This window comes from Weissella uvarum (genome assembly GCF_016908785.1).
GTDB classification, from domain to species: domain Bacteria; phylum Bacillota; class Bacilli; order Lactobacillales; family Lactobacillaceae; genus Weissella; species Weissella uvarum.
In genome coordinates, this window is the sequence record NZ_JAFBEO010000001.1 from 152968 (window position 1) to 173748 (window position 20781).

General features: G+C 40.7%; 20 protein-coding genes, 1 tRNA gene and 1 other annotated feature (1 of these 22 only partly in view). Of the genes, 3 read left to right on the plus strand and 18 right to left on the minus strand.

Features of this window, described 5'->3' with window-relative positions; genetic code table 11:
* Positions 1-8: 8 nt before the first annotated feature.
* The 9 genes from JOC36_RS00780 to miaA all read right to left on the minus strand — a co-directional run bounded on the left by JOC36_RS00780 (position 9) and on the right by miaA (position 6863).
* Complete coding sequence (locus JOC36_RS00780) at positions 9-413, minus strand: DUF805 domain-containing protein (RefSeq protein ID WP_205144605.1); 405 nt, start codon at positions 411-413, stop codon at positions 9-11.
* A 3-nt stretch (positions 414-416) separates the two neighbouring features.
* Positions 417-827: a DUF805 domain-containing protein gene (locus tag JOC36_RS00785; protein WP_205144606.1), complete on the minus strand. Its 411-nt coding sequence runs from the start codon at positions 825-827 to the stop codon at positions 417-419.
* Positions 828-1167: 340 nt separating this feature from the next.
* Positions 1168-1241 (minus strand) — tRNA-Arg (locus JOC36_RS00790).
* Positions 1242-1305: 64 nt separating this feature from the next.
* The gene (locus JOC36_RS00795) at positions 1306-1812 is read right to left on the minus strand and encodes a dUTPase (protein ID WP_205144607.1); all 507 of its coding nucleotides are present in this window, start codon (positions 1810-1812) and stop codon (positions 1306-1308) included.
* A 3-nt stretch (positions 1813-1815) separates the two neighbouring features.
* Positions 1816-3153 carry a hypothetical protein gene (locus tag JOC36_RS00800; RefSeq protein WP_205144608.1) on the minus strand — a complete coding sequence of 446 codons (1338 nt, stop codon included), beginning with the start codon at positions 3151-3153 and terminating at the stop codon, positions 1816-1818.
* Positions 3146-4027: a hypothetical protein gene (locus JOC36_RS00805; RefSeq protein ID WP_205144609.1), complete on the minus strand. Its 882-nt coding sequence runs from the start codon at positions 4025-4027 to the stop codon at positions 3146-3148. The genes JOC36_RS00800 and JOC36_RS00805 overlap by 8 nt, the downstream gene beginning before the upstream one ends.
* 137 nt (positions 4028-4164) lie before the next feature.
* The gene (glnA, locus tag JOC36_RS00810) at positions 4165-5508 is read right to left on the minus strand and encodes a type I glutamate--ammonia ligase (RefSeq protein WP_205144610.1); all 1344 of its coding nucleotides are present in this window, start codon (positions 5506-5508) and stop codon (positions 4165-4167) included.
* 25 nt (positions 5509-5533) lie between these two features.
* The gene (locus JOC36_RS00815) at positions 5534-5875 is read right to left on the minus strand and encodes a MerR family transcriptional regulator (RefSeq protein ID WP_205144611.1); all 342 of its coding nucleotides are present in this window, start codon (positions 5873-5875) and stop codon (positions 5534-5536) included.
* A gap of 64 nt (positions 5876-5939) precedes the next feature.
* Complete coding sequence (gene miaA / locus JOC36_RS00820) at positions 5940-6863, minus strand: tRNA (adenosine(37)-N6)-dimethylallyltransferase MiaA (RefSeq protein ID WP_205144612.1); 924 nt, start codon at positions 6861-6863, stop codon at positions 5940-5942.
* Positions 6864-6946: 83 nt separating this feature from the next.
* On the opposite strand from miaA, the gene JOC36_RS00825 reads away from it, so the two are divergent.
* Positions 6947-7129, plus strand: a complete 183-nt coding sequence (locus JOC36_RS00825; protein ID WP_205144613.1) for a DUF3042 family protein — start codon at positions 6947-6949, stop codon at positions 7127-7129.
* 47 nt (positions 7130-7176) lie between these two features.
* Here JOC36_RS00825 and JOC36_RS00830 read toward each other — a convergent pair whose 3' ends face one another.
* From JOC36_RS00830 to JOC36_RS00855, 6 genes are all read right to left on the minus strand, one after another.
* Positions 7177-7584, minus strand: a complete 408-nt coding sequence (locus JOC36_RS00830) for a rhodanese-like domain-containing protein (protein WP_239517487.1) — start codon at positions 7582-7584, stop codon at positions 7177-7179.
* 154 nt (positions 7585-7738) lie between these two features.
* Entirely contained in the window at positions 7739-8716 is a 978-nt protein-coding gene (locus JOC36_RS00835) for an ROK family glucokinase (protein ID WP_205144614.1), read from the minus strand.
* Between the two features lie 127 nt (positions 8717-8843).
* Positions 8844-9059: a YqgQ family protein gene (locus JOC36_RS00840; protein WP_205144933.1), complete on the minus strand. Its 216-nt coding sequence runs from the start codon at positions 9057-9059 to the stop codon at positions 8844-8846.
* A 7-nt stretch (positions 9060-9066) separates the two neighbouring features.
* Positions 9067-9777: a rhomboid family intramembrane serine protease gene (locus JOC36_RS00845; RefSeq protein WP_205144615.1), complete on the minus strand. Its 711-nt coding sequence runs from the start codon at positions 9775-9777 to the stop codon at positions 9067-9069.
* Entirely contained in the window at positions 9764-10336 is a 573-nt protein-coding gene (locus JOC36_RS00850; protein ID WP_205144616.1) for a 5-formyltetrahydrofolate cyclo-ligase, read from the minus strand. The genes JOC36_RS00845 and JOC36_RS00850 overlap by 14 nt, the downstream gene beginning before the upstream one ends.
* Positions 10337-10391: 55 nt before the next feature.
* Positions 10392-12434 (minus strand): peptidoglycan D,D-transpeptidase FtsI family protein, encoded by a 2043-nt coding sequence (locus JOC36_RS00855; protein WP_205144617.1) that lies wholly within the window; start codon positions 12432-12434, stop codon positions 10392-10394.
* A 126-nt stretch (positions 12435-12560) separates the two neighbouring features.
* Between JOC36_RS00855 and JOC36_RS00860 the strand changes: the two genes are divergently transcribed.
* Entirely contained in the window at positions 12561-15203 is a 2643-nt protein-coding gene (locus JOC36_RS00860; RefSeq protein ID WP_205144618.1) for a YfhO family protein, read from the plus strand.
* Between the two features lie 114 nt (positions 15204-15317).
* Positions 15318-15812, plus strand: a complete 495-nt coding sequence (gene greA / locus JOC36_RS00865; protein WP_205144619.1) for a transcription elongation factor GreA — start codon at positions 15318-15320, stop codon at positions 15810-15812.
* 153 nt (positions 15813-15965) lie between these two features.
* On the opposite strand, the gene mltG is transcribed toward greA, so the two are convergent.
* The 3 genes from mltG to pheS all read right to left on the minus strand — a co-directional run bounded on the left by mltG (position 15966) and on the right by pheS (position 20692).
* Positions 15966-17138, minus strand: coding sequence for an endolytic transglycosylase MltG (gene mltG, locus JOC36_RS00870; RefSeq protein ID WP_205144620.1), 1173 nt, complete (start codon positions 17136-17138; stop codon positions 15966-15968).
* An 83-nt stretch (positions 17139-17221) separates the two neighbouring features.
* Positions 17222-19645: a phenylalanine--tRNA ligase subunit beta gene (pheT, locus tag JOC36_RS00875; RefSeq protein WP_205144621.1), complete on the minus strand. Its 2424-nt coding sequence runs from the start codon at positions 19643-19645 to the stop codon at positions 17222-17224.
* A 6-nt stretch (positions 19646-19651) separates the two neighbouring features.
* Positions 19652-20692, minus strand: coding sequence for a phenylalanine--tRNA ligase subunit alpha (gene pheS, locus JOC36_RS00880; protein ID WP_205144622.1), 1041 nt, complete (start codon positions 20690-20692; stop codon positions 19652-19654).
* Between the two features lie 51 nt (positions 20693-20743).
* Positions 20744-20781, minus strand: a binding site (T-box leader) (it continues 170 nt past the right edge of the window).

Here is a 20781-nt window from a genome sequence, read left to right on the forward strand (position 1 = left end):
TTTCTCCATTATGTCCTAGTCATCGTTCGATTAGTGGCTTGTATTTTTTTAGGTAATCGCGATGGGAAAAAACTCATTGCAAATGGAACCAGTTGTAGAACTGGAAAAAAATTGGCAACAGTCCACCATGGGTTAAATCCTGCATCACGTAATCGTCGATTTAATGCACTAATACCAGCTAAAGTATATAAAACCCAAAAAATGACTACCAAAAATAAAACAATTGCTTCCAATGTTCCGAGGTCAGCATCCGTTAACCCGCCGATAAATCCAAGAACATAGGCCAAAATATAATAAGTGAGAAAACCTAAGATAGCATTTACAATACTACCTACAAAAAATTCCGTTCTTGAGATACGGGAATTGTAATTAAACATCTTTTTCCAATAATTCAAAATGTCTTGTAAAATCATTTTTTATTTTTCCTTTACTACATCCTGAAAATGTTGACCGGCATTGTATTGCGTTGTTGTAACTTTCGTTGGGAAGAATAACATGATGAAAACCACGACGGACGCAATTGGAATAAACGACAATAAAATCCACCACGGATTGAACCCTGCATCTCGTAAACGACGCGTCCGAGCAGCCAAACCAGCAATCCAATAAATTAAATATAAAATGATTAAAACAATAATCACAATTGCTTCCATCGTATTTTCATCGGCATCAACAAAGCCCGTAACTGCTCCAATGATAAATGATAAAAAGATATAAATAACACCGACTAATACACCATTCCCTAAATATCCAATCCAGAACGGTTTACGCTCAGTCCGATCAGTGTAGTCAAACATTTGTGTCCAATATTCTCCTAATGCATACATAAAAAATACCTCTTCTCTATAAATTAAATTTCAACCTTTCAGATTTTACAGAGTGCTTTTAGCTTAAATCAACTTTAAATTTTGGTTGTTGAGTAATTGTTAATTACTGAAACAATACCGTTACAAACTTCATCTACTTTTAACAATAAAAAAACCGCCACCCCCCATGGATGACGGACAAGCTTAGTAGGCTAATTTATTCAATTTCACAACACAAAACGCAACACAAACACCACTCAAAAACAACACAATTTAGTTTAAACTAATTTACCCCATTTTACGAAAACACCATTATATCAACGCTTCCAGCACATAATTAGCCTTATCTTAACACAGCAAATGGACCCAGTGGGACTCGAACCCACAGTCGCTCGGGTAGAAACCGAGTGCATTATCCAGTTATGCTATAGGTCCAACAAGATGGCTGTCTTTCAACAACCATCTAAACATTATAATGCGAATATAGCTTTGGCACAAGCTAATTCTCTGCGGCCAAAATCTGTCGCACACTTTGGTCCAATTCCGTTGGATCCAAATCTAATTCATTCAAGCCTAGTTTTAGATACGAACGCCATGCGTGTGAAAAATCAGCTTGGCGCTTTTGATGATAGCTATTTAACAACATCGTTTTGATGCCATCAAATTGATGCAACAGATGCCGTTGTGGGAAGCGCTTGAATTGCGCTAAATCGTCGTCTTCTAACACCATCAAGTGCGTCCATTGTTGCTTTAAGCTAATCAACAAAAATTGCACTAGCCCTTGCGCGTAAGTATCAACTACAGATTGATCAGTTGGTTGTGCCTGGTTAGGCACATCCGGATTCAATGCCCGCGTTTGTTGCATCAATTGGCTCAAAGTCACATCCAAATTCAAATAATCATTCAAGATTAAATCATCCTTTGGCAATGGACGCTCCCACTCACCGGCCACTTCTCGATACATCTCACGTGCTTCACGTAAATACGCTGCAAAATCTAATAACATCGCTTAACCTTCTGAATTATTCGATGATGACAAAGCTTCTTGAATTTCTTCATCAAATGACTTTGTCTTAGTTTCATTAGGTGTCTCAGCAGCCTCTTCAGCATCATCAGCAACTGGTTGAGCTTCCGCTCCAACTTCAAATTCACCTTCATCAGTTGTCACTTCACGCGTTACCGCTGCTTCATCGGCATCGTCTTGTTCTGCATCATCAGCTTCAGTGGTGCGGTCAGCTTCTGCTTGTGCATCCGCCTTAGCTTGCGCCTCCTTTTCCGCTTCTACTTGTGCCAAACGATCTTGTTCAGCTTGGGCTGCAGCTGCGGCTTTGGCTTTTTCAGCTTCAATATCTTGTGGCATCATTGGCATCAAACCTTGTTGCGCCGTAAAGATTGATTGAATGTCCACAGGACGCGACTTTTGAACGGCAAAGACAAGTTCATCATAAGCAATTTCCATCGTCTTTTGTTCGTCCAAATACCACTTAGCAATAAAGTCATAATTGAACAAAACATCTAACCAAGAATATTGATCACGCCCATCAACCACTTGGAAATGCCAACGTTGTGCCCCTAGGGCATTCGCATCATTGATGAAGAAAATACGAACTTCTGTTTGATCACCCAACATGATGGCGGCACCATTAGGCATTCCTTGCAAGAAGTAGTTTGTTTCACCTGACAACACAAACAACTTATCTAACATTCCCTTTGGTTCGGCATGTTGAATCAAATCATAATGATAATCGTCTAAGGTTTCAAGAATATTAAAGTCGACCTTATAACCAAAGACACGTTCCATATAACGACCAAATTCAGTTAGCATAGCTGCAATCACACGATTTTGGTTGACGGTCACATTCTTCTTGCTGAAACGATCAACCAATAAGTCAACAATGCCCCGTGCATTAAAGAGAATTTGCTTTCGTTCTAGTGACCAATAGAATAGCCGTTCTCCAGTAGATAACTCAGTAAAGAAAGCCCCACCATTTTGATCATTATTGGTTTCAAAGGCAAAAGCGGCTGGCGTATTCAAATCAGTCATCACCAACGTAACTGCTTCTGTATCAACGGGCAACAAAATACTATAGCCAACTACACCAGCTAATTGCATGAACCGGTCCATCGCAATTAAATAATCATCTGCTGCTGAATATTGACGGGGTACTTGCACCCAAGCTGGATTCATTTGCCGTTGAATCATGCGTTCGGCTGTCGTATGTAAAGTCTCAGGATCATTACTTTCCGCCAGCGTTTGCGTATCATTTAAATTATTTTGAATTTCAACGATATCATTGTTCAATAAATCAACGTAATTTGAAACACGTTGTTGTAATTGATTAGGCATCTTCTAAACCTCCTGCTTGCTCGGCCAAGTGCTTCACATAATCAACATAAAGCGCCTTAACCTTGGCATTAAATTCATCAAATGAACCAAATTGTTCATTAATGGCCCGTTGCTCATAGATCAAAATCGTATCTTCCTTTGAGTATTCCAAAATTTTCGCGTTGTTAGCTTCAATTTGATTTGGAACATCGGCGACTTGTTGATCAGTTTCATCCAACTTCTTCAATTGTGCCTTAACCTCAGCTTGTTCTTCTTCACTAGCAGAACGGTTAAAGAAGCCACCCTTGTCTTCTAATTCATCTAGGCGACGTTCCAATTCTTTACGTTGGCTGTTACGGTCATCTTGTGTGTCAGCTAACTTTTGTAATTCTTCATTCTTCTTAGTCAATTCGTCAATTTGTGCTGCATGGTAACGTTCACCTTGGGCAGCAAGCTTAACTGATTCAACTAATTTTTCATATTCTTCAGCCTTGAATTTAAATTGGACATTAATAGGATCTAAACGACCAAAGTAAGCCCGGTCCCACCAATTACCAAAATACAATTCAAACACGCCCAAATTGCTTTCTTGATAATAGAAAAATGGGAAGACTTCTGACAAATATGCAATTAGCTTTTGACCTAAATGATGACTCAAATCAGGTTGCAAATCAGCTACCAAACTTGAAAGGGCATAGTTATCATCAGCATGTTCAACGCCTCGAATTAATTCATTATATTTCTTACTATCAATCAATTCATAGACACGACGGTCATCACCTTGATTCAAAGCCGTAGCGACATTTTCAATGTAGCTCACCTTGGCTTTTAATTTATTATTTAAGACTTCTTGATTATCCGGTACTTCAGATTGGATATAGGGCATATTCTCCATTTGTGAATCCCTCCAGTTTTTAAACTTTGTTATTTTAATCTATTTATACTTCTCTATCATACCGCCAACCACAAAAAAAGTTCTCCATCTGCCAAAGATGAAGAACTTTTTTTAAAACATTTAGAAAACTTTTATTTTTAGTAATCCTCGAGGTAGTTGTTAATTTCCCATTCAGATACTTCTTGACGATAAGAACGATACTCAAGACGCTTAGCATCAATAAATGTGCGAGAAATATATTGTCCAACCGCATCCTTAACGGTTTCATCCTTTTCGAAATCATTAACCGCGTCTAACAATGTATCTGGCAAATCACGAATACCCGCCTTACGACGTTCTGATTCATCCATCAAGTAAATGTTTTGATCAACTGAATCAGTTGGCTGTAGCTCACGCTTAACACCATCCAAACCTGAAGCCAAAATTGCCGAGAAGGCAAGATATGGATTAGCAGTTGGATCAACTGAACGGAGTTCCAAACGTGTGCTTTGTCCACGAGAAGCTGGCACACGGACCATTGGTGAACGGTTTGAACCAGACCAAGCGATATATACAGGTGCTTCAAAGCCAGGTGTCAAACGCTTGTATGAATTAACTGTTGGATTTGTAATCGCTGTAAAGTTTTGGGCGTGATCTAAAATACCGCCTAAGAAATGATAAGCTGTTTCAGAAAGCTTTTCCTCACCATTCTCATCATAGAAGACGTTTTCGCCATTTGTAAACAATGACATGTTCACGTGCATTCCATTACCATTGATACCTGAAACTGGCTTAGCCATAAATGTTGCGTACAAACCATGCTTACGCGCAATGGTCTTCACGATTAATTTGAATGTTTGAATATTATCGGCCGCTGCTAGGGCGTCGGCGTACTTAAAGTCCACTTCGTGTTGTCCAGGAGCAACTTCGTGATGGGCTGCCTCAACTTCAAAGCCCATTTGTTCCATTTCCAACACAATTTCACGACGGGTATTTTCACCCAAGTCCAATGGCGCTAAGTCAAAATAGCCACCCTTGTCGTTTAACTTTGTCGTTGGATTACCATGTTCATCGAGCTTAAACAAGAAGAATTCAGGTTCAGTTCCCAAATTGAAATTTGAATAACCCATATCCGTCATTTCACGAAGCACACGCTTAAGATTGCTACGTGGGTCGCCTTCAAATGGTTCGCCTTCAACAGTATAGATATCACAAATCAAGCGCGCAACCTTACCACCATGTGAGTCAGTTGCCCAAGGGAAAATCATAAATGTATCCAAATCTGGGTAAAGGTACATATCTGATTCTTCGATGCGGACGAATCCATCGATTGATGAACCATCAAACATCACCTTGTTATCCAAAACCTTTTCCAATTGAGAAATTGGTACTTCAACATTCTTAATCGTACCAAAGACGTCAGAAAACTGTAGTCGCAAAAATTCGACATTTTCAGTTTGGATTAACTCTCGAATATCCGCTTTAGTATAATGCTTAGCCATGAAATAGATTCTCCTTGATAAAATCCTAGTAGCGACGGTTATCGTCAAAACGACCAATACGAATCAACTCATCAGCAAAAATTTTCCGCAAATCAGCTTCTTGATTCTCTTTTTCTTGACGCGCATGCTTCGCATCTAATTCACGAATATCAGCGACTGAAAGGCCACTATCCAAATCATCAGCGATTTCTAATAGTCGATCAATGTCATTCAAAGAAAATCGGCGCTGCTTTCCAGCTCCACGCTCTGGTGTCACTAATCCTTGTTGATCGTAATAACGAATTTGGCGGTCTGATAGACCCGTTAATTCACGGACAACGCTAATCGGCAAAATTGCTAAATCACGTTTTAATTCTCGTTCAGGCATCTATCAAAACCTCCTATGCAAACAGTATACCATTCTAAAATTCATATTTAAAATGAAATGTCAGCTATTCTGACATGAACTCTTGCATTTTTCCTGTTAAATCGTTTAACGTGTCAGGATTTTGTACTAAATCAACCCAATCCACATCGTGCATTTGATTATTGAACCAAGTTAGCTGCCGTTTGGCATACCGGCGTGATGCCTGTTTTAGGGCATCTTTAGCCGCTTCAAGGCTCATCGTACCATCAAGATAGCCAAACAATTCTTTATAGCCAATTGCCTTCTTAGCCGTTGCCGAATCAGGTAATTGTTGAACCAAACGTGCTTCATCAAGCAGCCCCGCTTCGAGCATATCATCCACTCTTTTATTGATTCTGTCATACAAAACAGACCGTTCTGTATTTAGACCAATTATATACGCATCATAAATCCGCTTGGGTTCTGGCTGCAAATCAGAAAAAGGCTGCCCCGTTTGTTGACTTACCAACAAAGCCCGTTTTAATCGGCGAATTTGACCAGGCAAGATACGTTCCGCACTAATTGGATCAAGCTGCGCTAAAGCTTGACGCAATGGTGCTTCACCTTCATTTTGCACTCGCGCGTCCCAGGTGGCTTCAAAATCAGGATCCGGCTGTTCTTCAATTTTCGCGAGTGGCCGATCACCTAAAAGGGCTTGAATATAAAAGCCTGTTCCGCCCACGATAATTGGCGTGTGCCCTCGTTGCCCAATGGCTGCAATTTCACCCTGTGCTCGCTCAATAAATTGAGCGACAGAATATGGTTGATCAGGTTCCACCAAATCTAACATATGATGTGGCACAAGCGCTTGTTCTTCAGGCGTGGCTTTGGCCGTACCAATATCCAGATGTCGGTAAACTTGCATAGAATCAACTGAAACAATTTCACCATTCAATTGTTGTCCTAAGGCTAACGACAGCGCCGTTTTTCCAACAGCGGTCGGGCCAATGATTACAATTATTTTTTGCATCGTTTTGTCCTTTGTATTGAATTATTATTTTCAATTTAAGTGTGTTAAAATAATGATAACAATTAATTGGAGGATTAACCATTATGAAGAAATTCGGAGTTGGTTTACTTACTGGAATCGCTGGCACAATTGCTGCCGCTGCTGCCGCAGGTTTTACTTACCACAAGATTGAAATTGAACCTTTGGAAGAAGAGCAAGCTAAGTTTGACGAGACAGAATTCAAGTCTGCCCGTAAGGCTGCTCATTCACACGCCTCACGTTACTAATATTTGCATATAAAAAAAGATATGATGCTAAAACATCATATCTTTTTTTATGCGTGCGTTTCTGACTTGGTCCGACCATGATAAGTCGCAAAACCGTTCTTTAGGATATATAGGTTATCATAACCATCCTTCTTCAACGTATGCGCTAACCGAGCGGCCCCTTGCATATTTGTATCGTATAAGAATGCTGGTTGGTCCTTACGAATTGCTGAATGATTTTCTTTCAACATTGCATATGGCACATTCCGTGCACCTAAAACATGCTTTGATTTAAACGCTTGTGAATCACGTAAATCAAAAATTTGGTGCCCGCGACTTTGTTCATCAAAATCTTGTGAATCCAACACAGTGGCGCTCGTCTTAGCTAAATGCCGTGTCCATAACCACATCACTGCCGTCCAACCTAACCAAACGACAATAATCGTCAATAACGCAGTCAAAATAAGATTAAGCATTTTCACTCCCCCTTTCGTCATTTTACCCAAAATGGCAATCTTCGTTAAACTATTTTACCAGTTTTTTTCATATTAAAACGTATTCATTGATATATTTTTACCAAATTATAGTTTTTCAACAAAAAAAGAGTCGTCTCCGGCTCTTTTTTCGTTATTAATCGATTGTACGTCCACTTTGCAAAGCAATTGAAGCAGCACCGTAAGCCCCAGCATCATTACCAAGTTCAGCCAACTTCAAAGTTGTCGCTTCACGAGCAGTACTGAAAGCAAACTTTTGGAAACTTTGGTTAACACGATCCAACAAGAAAATTCCTGCGGCAGAGACACCACCACCAATGATAATCTTCGTTGGGTTAATGATGTTAGCCAAGTTAGCGCAAGCAAGACCTAGATAGTGCGCAACCTCATCAACAACTTCGTTAGCAAGGTAGTCACCCTCTTTAGCCAAGTCAAAGACAATCTTTGAAGTGACTTCATCACCATTATCAATCATTTCCTTAAGGCGGGCCTTACCAACATAATTTTCAGCAGCATCTTGCGCCAAGTGGACCACACCAGTTGCTGAAGCATATTGTTCCAAGCAACCCTTGTTTCCACAAGTACATTGGTAACCATCTGGTTCAACCACAACGTGTCCAATTTCACCGGCTGATCCAGCAGCACCATGAACCAACTTACCGTTCATAACAAGTCCACCACCAACACCAGTTCCGAGTGTAATGAAGTCAACATCAGGTTCGTTATCTCCGGCACCCTTCCATTGTTCACCCAAAGCAGCACAGTTGGCATCGTTGTCCAAAGTTAGTGGCAAACCAGTTCCGGCTTCGATTTGTGCTCGAACTTCTTGTACCCCACTCCAGTTAAGGTTGTAGGCTGCACGAACTGTTCCATTATCAAAATCAACCGTTCCTGGCGTTCCCATTCCAATTCCAATAATGCGATCTGTTGAAAGTTGGAATAGATCCAAGTGATGATTAATTGAATCAATAATATCAGGTACGATATGTGAACCTTCGTCTAGAATGTTGGTCCGGATTGACCACTTTTGTTGGATTTCACCATCTTGCGTCAAAATCGCGAATTTAATAGTTGTGCCACCAAGGTCAACACCAATTAACTTATCTTTTGCCATGTGCTTTATCTCCATTTAATATATTCATTTATTCATATTGAGACGCGGTGTAACCGCTTTCCCTCAAACTAACAGATACTATTATAGCTTATCCGCCCTCTAAAACAAATAAAATTTTACTTAGAATTTATTTTTCTTTTTTGTCTTCACGCTGTTGTTCAGCTTCGTGCTCATGATTCAAAACCATTTTAATTTGCGCGTACTCTTGCGGTGATAATAATTTGGCTCGATAAAGATTATCAATTTCAATCGCAGCCAATTCAATATCCCACAAACGTTTTCCAAGATGAATATAAATATCATATTTTTTTAGTAAGTCTAAGACATCTAAAAATGTTCGCATTGCCATATTAACCTCCAAATCGTTGCTGAATCAGCACGAGTACTCCTGCGTATAATCCAAGCATACTGAGCCAACTCAAGCCAATCTTCATCCAATTAACTTTAAACTGCGTCTTTAACTGACGATGCCACATCACCCCGAGCGTTAGAACCAGGCCACCAATAAAGCCACCCACATGTCCCCAAACACTCACATTCGGTGACATAATGTTTAACACGAGCGATAACACCACAAACGCCGCCATCCCCTTAGCTTGTTCTTGCCAATATTGACGATGCCAAGCCGTAAGCCAAAAGACAATAAAACTAGCAAAAAAGCTAAAGATACCACCTGAAGCACCAATATTAAGCGTTAAAACCGGTGATAACCACAAAGATAGTAAATTACCAGCCAAAACACCATTTACAAAGAGAATGAGAAAGCCGCTGGCGCCCAAAAGAGGTTCTAACATCCGGCCCATCCATACAAAAACAACTAAATTACATGCAATGTGCAGAAACGAACCATGTAAAAAGCCGGCCGTAAGCAAACGCCACCATTCGCCATGCAAAATACTGAGTGAATAGGCCCCACCCATTTCATATAATACACGAGAGTTAATCGATAGTGAGCGTGATAGCACTAACTCAATACAAAAGACCAACACCATCACCCCGGTCAATGTCCAAGTCATTGGTGCTGCTTTAAATCCTCGCCATCCTTTTTCAATCTCTGTCATCTATTTGGTTTCCTTTTAATACAAGTACATGATCAACCGGTTGGTCTGTAGTTTCAGTGGGCCACGCTGCTGTTTGATAATAATTTTCAGGAATCGTAAACCCAAAAGTAGGCGCTTCAACTTTTGGTAGCCATCGATCATAATAGCCACCACCAAAGCCAAGCCGTGCCCCATCAGCAGCAAAAGCCAAGCCTGGTACAACGACTACATCAATTGCCTTTAAATCATGCAATGGGTCTCCAACTGGTTCTAACATCCCAAATTTATGTCGCTCATAAACCGTTTCCGCATCTACTGGAATGAAATCCATTTGATGTTGTGGCCGAACCTTAGGTAAGACCACTTGTTTATGCTGGATTAAGGCCACTTGAATTAGTAACTGCGTAGGTAATTCATCATCCTGCGCCAAACTCAGTGCGACCACCTTTGCTGCTTGCCATTCTGGGCGTTCAGTCATTTGCTTAGTCATTAATTGCGCATAGACCGCTCGCGCTTCATCATTTAATGCTTGTAAGCGAGCTAAAGCTTGTTGCCGATAAAATTGCTTTGTTTCTGCCATCATTTTCCTCACAAAAAAACTGAGTCATTTCCATGACTCAGTTTAACACACTTACTTAATTGTTGTTCTTACTAGACTCAACATCCTTCCAGTAAGCATTGTAAATTTCCTTAGCAATTGGGATGTTGACTGATTCAGCACTTTGAGAAACACCAGGTACCACAACTGACAAAGCCACATCATGATTAGGTGAGAACATAATCAATGATGAAGTAACCGTTGCTTCACCATTCGTGAAGGTTTCGGCTGTACCAGTTTTCGCATAGACCCCAGGCTTAAGGTTCTTCAAAGCACCACCAGTAACGAATTGACTAGTACCATTAACAACCTTATCCATTCCATCCCAAATAACTTGACGTTGGGCATCAGTCCAACCAACTGATCCCAATGACTTTGGCTGGACTGTTTCTTCCGTCTTCAACACCTTTGAATTATCATCTTGATGTTCAATCGTGTCGACAACGTGTGGTTGAATTCGGTAACCACCATTGGCAATCGTTGAAACATATTGAGCCAATTGCATGGTCGTGTAAGTATCATACTGTCCAAACGATTCATCCAAGGCATTACCAATGTGTGAACGATCAGTTTCACCACGTAGACCAGCAGTTTCACCAGGCAAATCAATTCCGGTCTTAACTCCCAATCCAAAACGGTTAAAGCCTTCACGCATCTTTTGGAAAATACTTGTTGGCACTTCTTGAAGTGACATATTCTCAACATAAGGGTGTCCTGACATCTTCAACATTAACTGCATAACGTACGAGTTAGAAGAAACTTCCAACGCGTCTGACGCCGTCAATGGAATTGAGTTTTGACCCTTTTGGTTAAAGTATGAAGCCTTAACCGATGTTCCAGCAACATGAATTGGCTGGTCAACGAAAGTATTATTAGTTGGCGTAATCGTTCCACGCATCAAACCATTCACAATCATGGCTGGCTTAACAACAGAACCAACAACTTCGGCACGATTAATCGTTGCGAGCGCATCATCTTCGGTACCACCATCAGTCGTCCGGTTGACACCACCCATGGCATAAACAGCTCCAGTCTTTGGATTCATAACAACAGAATAAGCACCTTGCGTTGCGCCACCAGGCATTTCATTCTTTAGAATTTGTTGCACATCTTTTTGGAACTTCGCATTAATGGTTAACTTCAAATCAGAACCAGAACGGCCCTTATAAAGCACCTTTTGCTTTGTGTTTCCTTGTTCGTCAGTCTTAAACTCTACCTTACGCTTGGTACCCTTAAGGATATCTTCATACTGTTGCTCAAGCCCCGACGTTCCAACATTATCATCACGAGAATAGCCCTTTTCAATCAATGAATTAACTTGATCTTCTGGCAATCCGGTCTTTGAAACCGTTCCAACAATCATCTGTAATGACTTGTCAGAATTAGTTGCGCCTTCACGCTTATAGTAAATACCAACGTTCACCCCAGGCATCTTCGACTGGCGTTCACCAACGCTAGCAATTTCATTTTGCGTAACATCTTTTTGCTTCAAATATACAGTTGAAAGTGAATATGCATTTTCCATTTTCTGGAAGAGCATGGCTGCGTTCTTTTCATTCGCATCTAGCTTAATTTCATTCCGATGCTTTTCGGCATAATCAGTCAACTGATTAACATACTGATCTGTTCCAGGTGCGGCAACAATTTTACCTTCCTTAGCCAAACGTTCAGCACGCTTTGAATCTTGAATATAATACTTAATAACATTGCTTTGTGATAGCCCTTTGGTATCAATCTTGACATAACGACTCACTTCATTAGCCGTCTTATACATATCTTGATCAGTAACATTCTTAGGCTTGGTGTATGTGATTGCTTGTGATCCTTTATTGGTAACAAGCGCTTTACCCGAGCTATCGTAAATAATTCCACGTTGCACACTCATTTGCTCAATGCTTGAATCGGAACTATTTACTTCAGCTTTAAACTTGGCGCCTTGCGCTAGTTGTAATGAACCTAAGCGCCATCCTAATGCACCTAAAATTACAATAACAATACCAAGTAATACGTTTAGACGGGCAGGAATCCGTGACATGGCAGATCCATTATCACGACGACCGCGTCGTTTTGGTGCTTGCATAATATGACCCCTTTTTTACATGAATAACTTTTTCTATTGTAGCATACCTAACCATAAAAATATGTTTAGGTATGATAATTACAAATGTGTTTTAATAGAAGTAACTTATTTTACTGGAGTAACAACATGCCTAAATTTTTAAATCCAACTAAATGGCAAAAAAACACGCTCGCCTTATGGGCGGCCTTTTTATTGCCAGCACTAATTATGACCATCTATTTTGCCATGCGGCATATGGCCCCATTTGGAAATAACACTATTTTAACGGTCGACTTAGGCCAACAGTACATTGATTTTTTTGTGGCCTTTAAACACATGCTGACGCAAGATCCTTCGCAATGGTTTTATAGCTTTTCCAAAGGACTAGGTGGTGAAACTTACGGTGATTGGGCCTACTATCTATTTAGCCCCTTAAATCTCCTCCTATTACCTTTTTCAAATGTTCAATTACCAGCAGCGATTCTCGGATTAACCGTCATCAAATATGGTCTCACCAGCTGGGCCTTTGCCTTTGCCTTGCATAAAATGCGCTGGCAAAAAGGTTTTAGCCTCATCTTCTTTGGTGTTACTTATGCCTTCATGGGCTGGTTTGTTGCCAATCAATTGAATTTACTGTGGCTTGATGCTGCAATTTTACTACCACTTATTATTTTAGGCCTCGAAAAGGCAATCGACAACCACTCAATTTGGTGGTTTGTTCTGCCATTAACGGCCATCATGATTATTAACTATTACATGGCCTATATGATTGGCTTGTTCTTAGTGCTTTACATCATTTGGCGTATCTTTTGGGAAGCCTATCCATGGAAGACACGGCTACGGATGGGGCTCAAATTCACATTTGGAGCCTTAATCAGTATTGGCCTATCATGTTTTGCCTGGTTACCTACAGCTTATACCTTAATGAATAGCAAAAGCCAATACATGCTTGAAAATTTGCATTGGCGCTTTGATTATTTTCCTCCGGATTTTCTTGGAAAGTTTTTTGTTGGTACTTTCAATTTTGATCAAATGCCTTCGGGACTCCCTAACATTTTCATTGGTAGTTTACCGCTAATTTTGTTCTGGTTCTTTATTACTTCGCGGACCGTCCGTTGGCAAGTTCGTGTCATCACGATTCTCATTACCGCTTTCTTAGTTGTTTCAATGATGTACGGTCCTTTGAATTTACTTTGGCATGGGTTCCAATTCCCAGTTTGGTATCCTTATCGCTTCTCGTTTATCTTTTGTTTCTGGATAATTTGGCTTGGCGCATCAATCTGGCAACCACGTCTATCACTGACTTGGTTACAGGCCGGCAGCTTACTGATCATTGCGGGCGCCGCAGTTGGCTATCTTTATACGCGTTTGGAAAAGCTTAATTTCCTTGACCAAAATCAACTCATTATCGGTAGTTGCTTCTTCTTACTTGTCCTTTTGCTTATGACCATCGAACGCACGGATTGGTATTGGCAAGCTCTGCTTGGTCTCATTGTTGTTGCTGAAATGACTTGTGGTGCCCTACTTAGCCTCAATAACTTTAGCTACTTATCAAATTCCGAATATCAAACTTACATTCGAAACTTAAATAACATAACCAAGGACTTGAAGCATACGAACTCTCACGATTTCTTCCGTGTTGCCCAAACATTCCAACGCACTAAAGGTGATCCTTTCCAAGGTGGTTATAATGGCGGCTCAGCCTTCAGTTCTGCCTTGGAATATCAACAAAGTCGCTTTATGGCTTTAATTGGTCAATCAGAAGGTGATAATTATGTCGACTATTCTAGTGGCACAATCGTTTCAGATAGTATTTTATCAATGCGTTATCTGCTCCAAGACAACCGACAAGAAGCCGACCGAGATGGCACACCAGCCAACACGACGCAATTTCCACGTCAAGATACCGATGGCATTTACGAGCCGGTCAAATCAAATGATTTAACTCTTTTGTCTAAAAATCCATATGCTTTACCGGTTGGTTTTGCAGCGAGTCAAAATGCTTTGAATACCAAATTTAAAACTGATGATCCCATCGAAAATCAAGAACGGATGTGGAACAACCTAAACGGCTACCAAAGTCAAAATGTCTTTGATATCGCTAATTTTACGCGTGTGCAAGCATTCAACACACAAGCACCTAAAACAATTACTGGCACGTATCTCAGCAAGGACAACACCCATGCCGCGGCTAGTGTTGACTTGTACTACAAGCCAACAAACAATAACCCTTATTATCTAACACTTGGTAGTGATATGAATGATGACAATGTTGAGATTCAAATCAATGGTCAAGCAATTAAGACCATTCCGGATCATCGGCACACCATTATCTTGCCATTACCAGGCAAGCAAGGAACCACTGAAAAGATAACCTTGATTTTCAAGAAAAAAGATTTGTGGTTACAAAACGTTTCTCTCTATCAAGGTCATGCAAAACGTTTTGCTAAACAAGCACAATCCATCCAACAACATGGCTTAAAGCTAGATCATGTGACACAAACTAAATTAAGTGGAAAAATTAATATGCCTAGCGAAAAGACAATGTTAATGACTAGCATCCCTAATACACCGGGCTGGCAAACTTATGTTGATGGAAAGCAAACCGATACGGTGACCTTGAATAAATTTTTTATTGGCGTACCCATGAAAGCCGGTGAACACCGCGTCACCTTCAAGTATGTGGTACCACTCTTGAAGACGGCCGTCACAATTTCAATTGGTACGCTCCTCTTCATGTTGGGGCTGGCTTGGTCTGAAGATTCTAAACGACAACACCGATTAAAATAAGCGTCAGTTCGTCCCTGTTAGCGCTTTACAAGCCTATGGGACCATGGTAATGTATCTCATGAAACCTTTTATAGAAGGTTGCTAAAACTATTATTATCTTATAGGAGGCCAATTATGGCTGAAGAAAAACAATTTCCAATGACGGAAGAAGGTAAGCGTAAGTTAGAAGAAGAATTAAATACGCTTGTAACCGAAACCCGTGCCGAAATCACACAACGCATTCAAACTGCCCGTGGTTTTGGAGATTTATCAGAAAACTCAGAATATCAATCAGCAAAGGACGAACAAGCTTTCACTGAAGGTCGTATTAACACTGTTCGTAACATGCTTGATAACGCCGTGATTATCGATTCTTCTGAATTCTCAGAAGACGAAGTTGCTCCCGGTAAGACATTGACTTTCCAAGAGCTTCCAGATGAAGAACCAGAAACATACTCAATCGTTGGTGGTGCTGAATCTGATCCATTCTCAGGTAAAATCTCAAACGATTCACCAATTGCCCAAGCTTTGATTGGCCATCATGTTGGTGACATTGTTGAAGTACCACTTCCAAATAACGACACGATGGAAGTAAAAATTCTATCAGTCAAGCCTTTGGAAAACTTCTAAAAAGAAAAAGCGCTACCTTAACAGTGGCGCTTTTTTTGATCCATCATTTAATAAATCACGTTCCATTTTCAAAGGGCGCTTCCCAACCACCCTTGCTTAAAAACATTCAAACTACAAACAAAAAAGCCAGCTGCGTTTGCAGCTGGCTTTTTATTAATTTTGCTTCTTTGCGTCTTCAGCACCAACTTGTTGGTTAGTTTCTTCAACACCACTTTGATTGTTCAAATGTTCATCAAAGCTTTGTGAATAATAAACTTTACCAGTCTTCAAATTAGCCACGAAGTAAAGGTAACCCTTGTCACGATCCTTAGGATGCAATACCGCATCAATTGAATTAACACTTGGGTTATTGAATGGTCCAGGTCCAAGGCCAGTATACTTGTACAAGTTATAAGGACTCTTGTTTTGGACATCCTTGCTCGTCAAGTTCGTCTTCTTTGTGCGAAGCGCGTACTTGGTTGCCACGTCAGATTGAATTGGCATGTCATCATCGAGACGGTTCAAGAATACCCCTGCGATGGTACGACGACTATCATTATCGACACCTTCACGTTCAACGAGGGAAGCTAATGTCAAAACTTCTTGAATTGACATCTTTGACTTCTTAATTTCTTGGAAACGAGGTTGCAAGGCAACATATTCTTGTTGCACCATCATCTCGACCAAATCATCAACATTCTTAGCATCCCGCCAACTATAAGTAGCCGGATACAAATAACCTTCTAGACGGTAACGCACATGTTTAGCCTTAGCCGCTGAGTCCAAAAGTCCAGGATATTGTTGTTGCAACTTCTTGAACAACTTTGGATCATTGGTAGCCTTACGGAACGATGCTGCGCTAAAGTCAGTCTTCTTACCAACTTCATCCGCGATATCGTCAATGCCTTCACCTTCACGAACCACCACAACATTTTTACTGTTTGTTGGAACCGTAGAACCGCCCAATCGAAGAGCGGTAACAATTTGTGGCACGGTCATATTTGGACTTAATTCATAATATCCAGCCTTCAAATCTGCATAATTATGTTGATCTACATAATACTTAAAGGCCCGCTTAGAACGCAATACGCCCGCATCCTTCAAACTACTTGCCATCATTGAAGTTGAAGAACCATCCTTAATTTGGACTTCCTTCTTTTTCTTATCATCCTTATTTAGTGCCGAGTAGTTGGTACGATCATGTTGGGCATAGATATGGTGGCCGACGCCAACCACTAACAATGCCAATACAATCACAATAACCCATTGCCAAAAGCTTAAATCATACCATTTATGCTTTTGATTTGCGTTATTCGCCTTTCTCGATTTGTATTCATTCTCAGACATGAATATACTCCTTCATTACGAATATAAGTTTTAAACTATTTTCCAGTATAGCAGGGCGCTCTCTTCACAGCAAGCGCCACATTTTAACGGATTTCTGCTGAGAATTGCTTTTCGAGTGCATTAGTAATACGCTCAATTGCCGCATTAATATCATCATCAACTAATGTATGTTCACGATTTACGAACGTCAAAGCGTACGCAATTGACTTCTTATCATCCGCAACATTTTCACCAGTATAGACGTCAAAGACCTTGACATCATGCAAATCTTGCCCACCATGCGCCTTAATCGTTTCAACTAAGTCAGCTGAATGTACATCGCGATCAACTAGAATGGCAAGATCACGTGAAATAGAAGGGAACTTTGAAACTGGTTCATAAGTTGACTTCAAACGTGGCAAAGTCAAAATCGTTGATAGGTTCAATTCGAAAGCAAATGTTTTATTAATCTTATACATTTTGGCAGTTGTGGGGTGAATTTGTCCAATGAAACCAACCAATGTATCCCCAACATAGATGTCAGCGGTTTGACCGGGATGCATCTCAGGCCGATCTTGATTTGGTACATAAGTAATGGCATCAGTAAAGCCATAATCCGTCAATAATTGCTCAACCAAGCCCTTCAAGTAGAAGAAATCAGCTGGTTGCGCTGCTTGATCCCAATCACGTTCACGAACATTTCCAGTCACAACCCCTGCAAGATGTTCGATTTCATTTGGCAAATCATGCAAGCCATTTGATGCAAAGACACGTCCTTGTTCGTATAACGCAACATCTGCTTGTTTACGTGCTAGATTATAAGCAACATCATCAAGCAATGAAGTCAATAAACTACCACGTGTCACACGCCGATCTTGTGACATTGGGTAATTGACTTCAACTGGTTCATTATCTGTGTCCAATTGGAATTGCGTTGCCTTTTCTGGTGTGGTCAAAACATATGAAATCGCTTGATTCAATCCCAAACCTTCAAGGGTATGGCGTGAATCACGGATCAATTTTTGCTTCTCCGTCAATTGACCTGGTGTTGTCGCACCGACTGGTAAAGTGGCTGGCAAATTATCATAACCATACAAACGAGCAACTTCTTCAATCAAATCAGCTGGAATTGAAATATCCCAACGTCGTGATGGAATCACAACACTAAACTTACCATCAAGTTCTTCGTAACCAAAACCAAGCCGGTCAAAAATCTTGGCAATCTCAGCTGTTTCAATTTGAGTTCCAAGCACATTATTAATTTCATCAGTTGAAATCTTCACGACAGGTGCTTCATAGTCGAAGTCTTGTGCAACAACCCGTCCCTTGGTCACCGTTCCTTGGCCCAATTCTGCAATTAAGGCCGCTGCATGATCAAGCGCAGTGAAGGTCGCTGAAACGTCCACGCCACGTTCAAAGCGTTGTGCTGATTCTGAATGCAAGTTTTGGTCGCGTGCAGCGTGTCGAATTGCTTTAGGCTCGAAAACCGCTGCTTCCAACACAACATTGGTCGTTTGGTCAGTTACTTCAGTTGAAGCACCACCCATGACGCCAGCAAACATTAGTGCTTCGCCATTCGAATCAATCACAATATCACCAGCTTTAGCCGTCCGGTCTTCACCATCCAACGTCTTGATGTTTTCACCTTCCTTAGCGGTACGCACCTTAAGTTGCTTAGCAGGTAATTGATCATAATCAAAAGCATGCAAAGGTTGTCCGTATGTCAAAAGCATCAAATTCGTGACATCAACCACATTTGAGATTGGTCGAATCCCCATATTCCACAAACGACGTTGTAACCAGAGTGGTGAATCTTGAACATGCACATCCTTAACAACGCGTACTGCATACTTTTTAGCCAAATCAGCAGGTGCTTCAGCTGTAATTAAATCAGCCGTCGCTTCGTCTGACTCTGTCAGCGTATAATCAGGCAATTGTACATTTTCATCCAAAATTGCCCCAACTTCATAGGCCGTCCCATTCATTGAAAGCATGTCCGCCCGGTTTGGCGTAATCCCCAATTCAAGGATATCATCATCAAAACCTAGCACTGCAAAGGCATCTTCCCCAGGTGTTAAATCAGCAGCATCGGCATCGTTAAAGACCCAAATGCCTTCTTCCAAATCCTTGGGTGCCACTTGGTTATCTAAACCTAATTCTTGCAAGGCTGACAACATACCATTTGATGGTTCCCCACGCAATTTACCACGGCGAATCTTTTTACCATCACCAATTGTTGAACCGTGCTTAGCAAGTACAACTGTTTGTCCTTCAGCTACATTAGGTGCACCAGTCACAACTTGAATTGGCTCATCCTCACCTGCATCTAATTGTGTAATGACCAAATGGTCTGAATCAGGATGTGGTGTTACGGAAAGCACTTTCGCAATCACGACCTTTTTCATATCACCTTGTGGACGGTATTGATCTTCTACTTCTACGGCCGTACGTGAAATTTTTTCCGCTAACTCATTAGCAGGTAATGCAATTGGTAAATACTCACGTAACCAATTAACTGATACTTTCATCTTTTATTATCCTTTCTGATCAAACTGAGTGAGGAAGCGCACATCATTCAAATAGAAATTACGAATATCTTCAACTCCATACTTCAACATGGCAAAACGATCAGGACCTAAGCCAAAGGCAAAGCCACCATAAACTGATGAATCAACACCGGCTTTTTCCAACACATTTGGATGCACCATTCCAGCCCCAAGCACTTCAATCCAGTCAATATCTTCTGGCTTGGTATCGGGCATCACTGGATTCCATGAGACGTCAACTTCAACTGATGGTTCAGTAAATGGGAAATATGAAGGGCGCAAACGAATATCATGATCTTCACCAAATAATTGATGGGCGACGGCCAGCAAAGTTCCCTTTAAATCACCCATCGTAATATGCTTATCCACAACTAATCCTTCAACTTGATGGAATTGGTGTGAATGAGTTGCATCATCGGTATCACGACGATAAACCCGACCGGGTGAAATCATCTTCAAAGGTCCTTTTGAAAAATCATGTTGCTCCAATGTACGAGCTTGGACTGGTGAAGTTTGGGTCCGCATCAATAATTCATTTGAAATATAGAAGGTATCTTGCATATCCCGAGCAGGATGATCCTTAGGCAGGTTCATCATTTCAAAATTATACTTATCTTGTTCAACTTCAGGACCTTCCACAATTTGGTAGCCCATCCCCATAAATTGATCTTCCAAACTTTCAATAATTTGTTGTAAGACGTGGGGTTGTCCCTGAATAGCTGGTTGGCCAGGTAGTGTCACATCAATTTGTTCTGACTTTAGTTGTTCATTCAAAGTCGCTGTTTCTAATTCAGTTTGCTTATTAGCAATTTGATCCGTTAATTCATTTCGGACATCGTTGGCCATCGCGCCCACTACAGGTCGTTCGTCAGCTGATAAATCCTTCATGCCACGTAAAATTTCAGTTAAAGAACCTTTTTTACCTAACACTTTAACTCGTACATCGTTCAATTCATTTAACGTTTGCGCACCATCAATTTGTGTCATTGCTTGGTCACGCAACGTTTGTAATTCCGTTTGTAAGCTCATTCGTTACTCCTTTTGCTAATAAAAAAGCCCTCTAGCAAAACATTGTTTTACTAAAGGGACGTTATAAACGTGGTACCACCCAGCTTTAA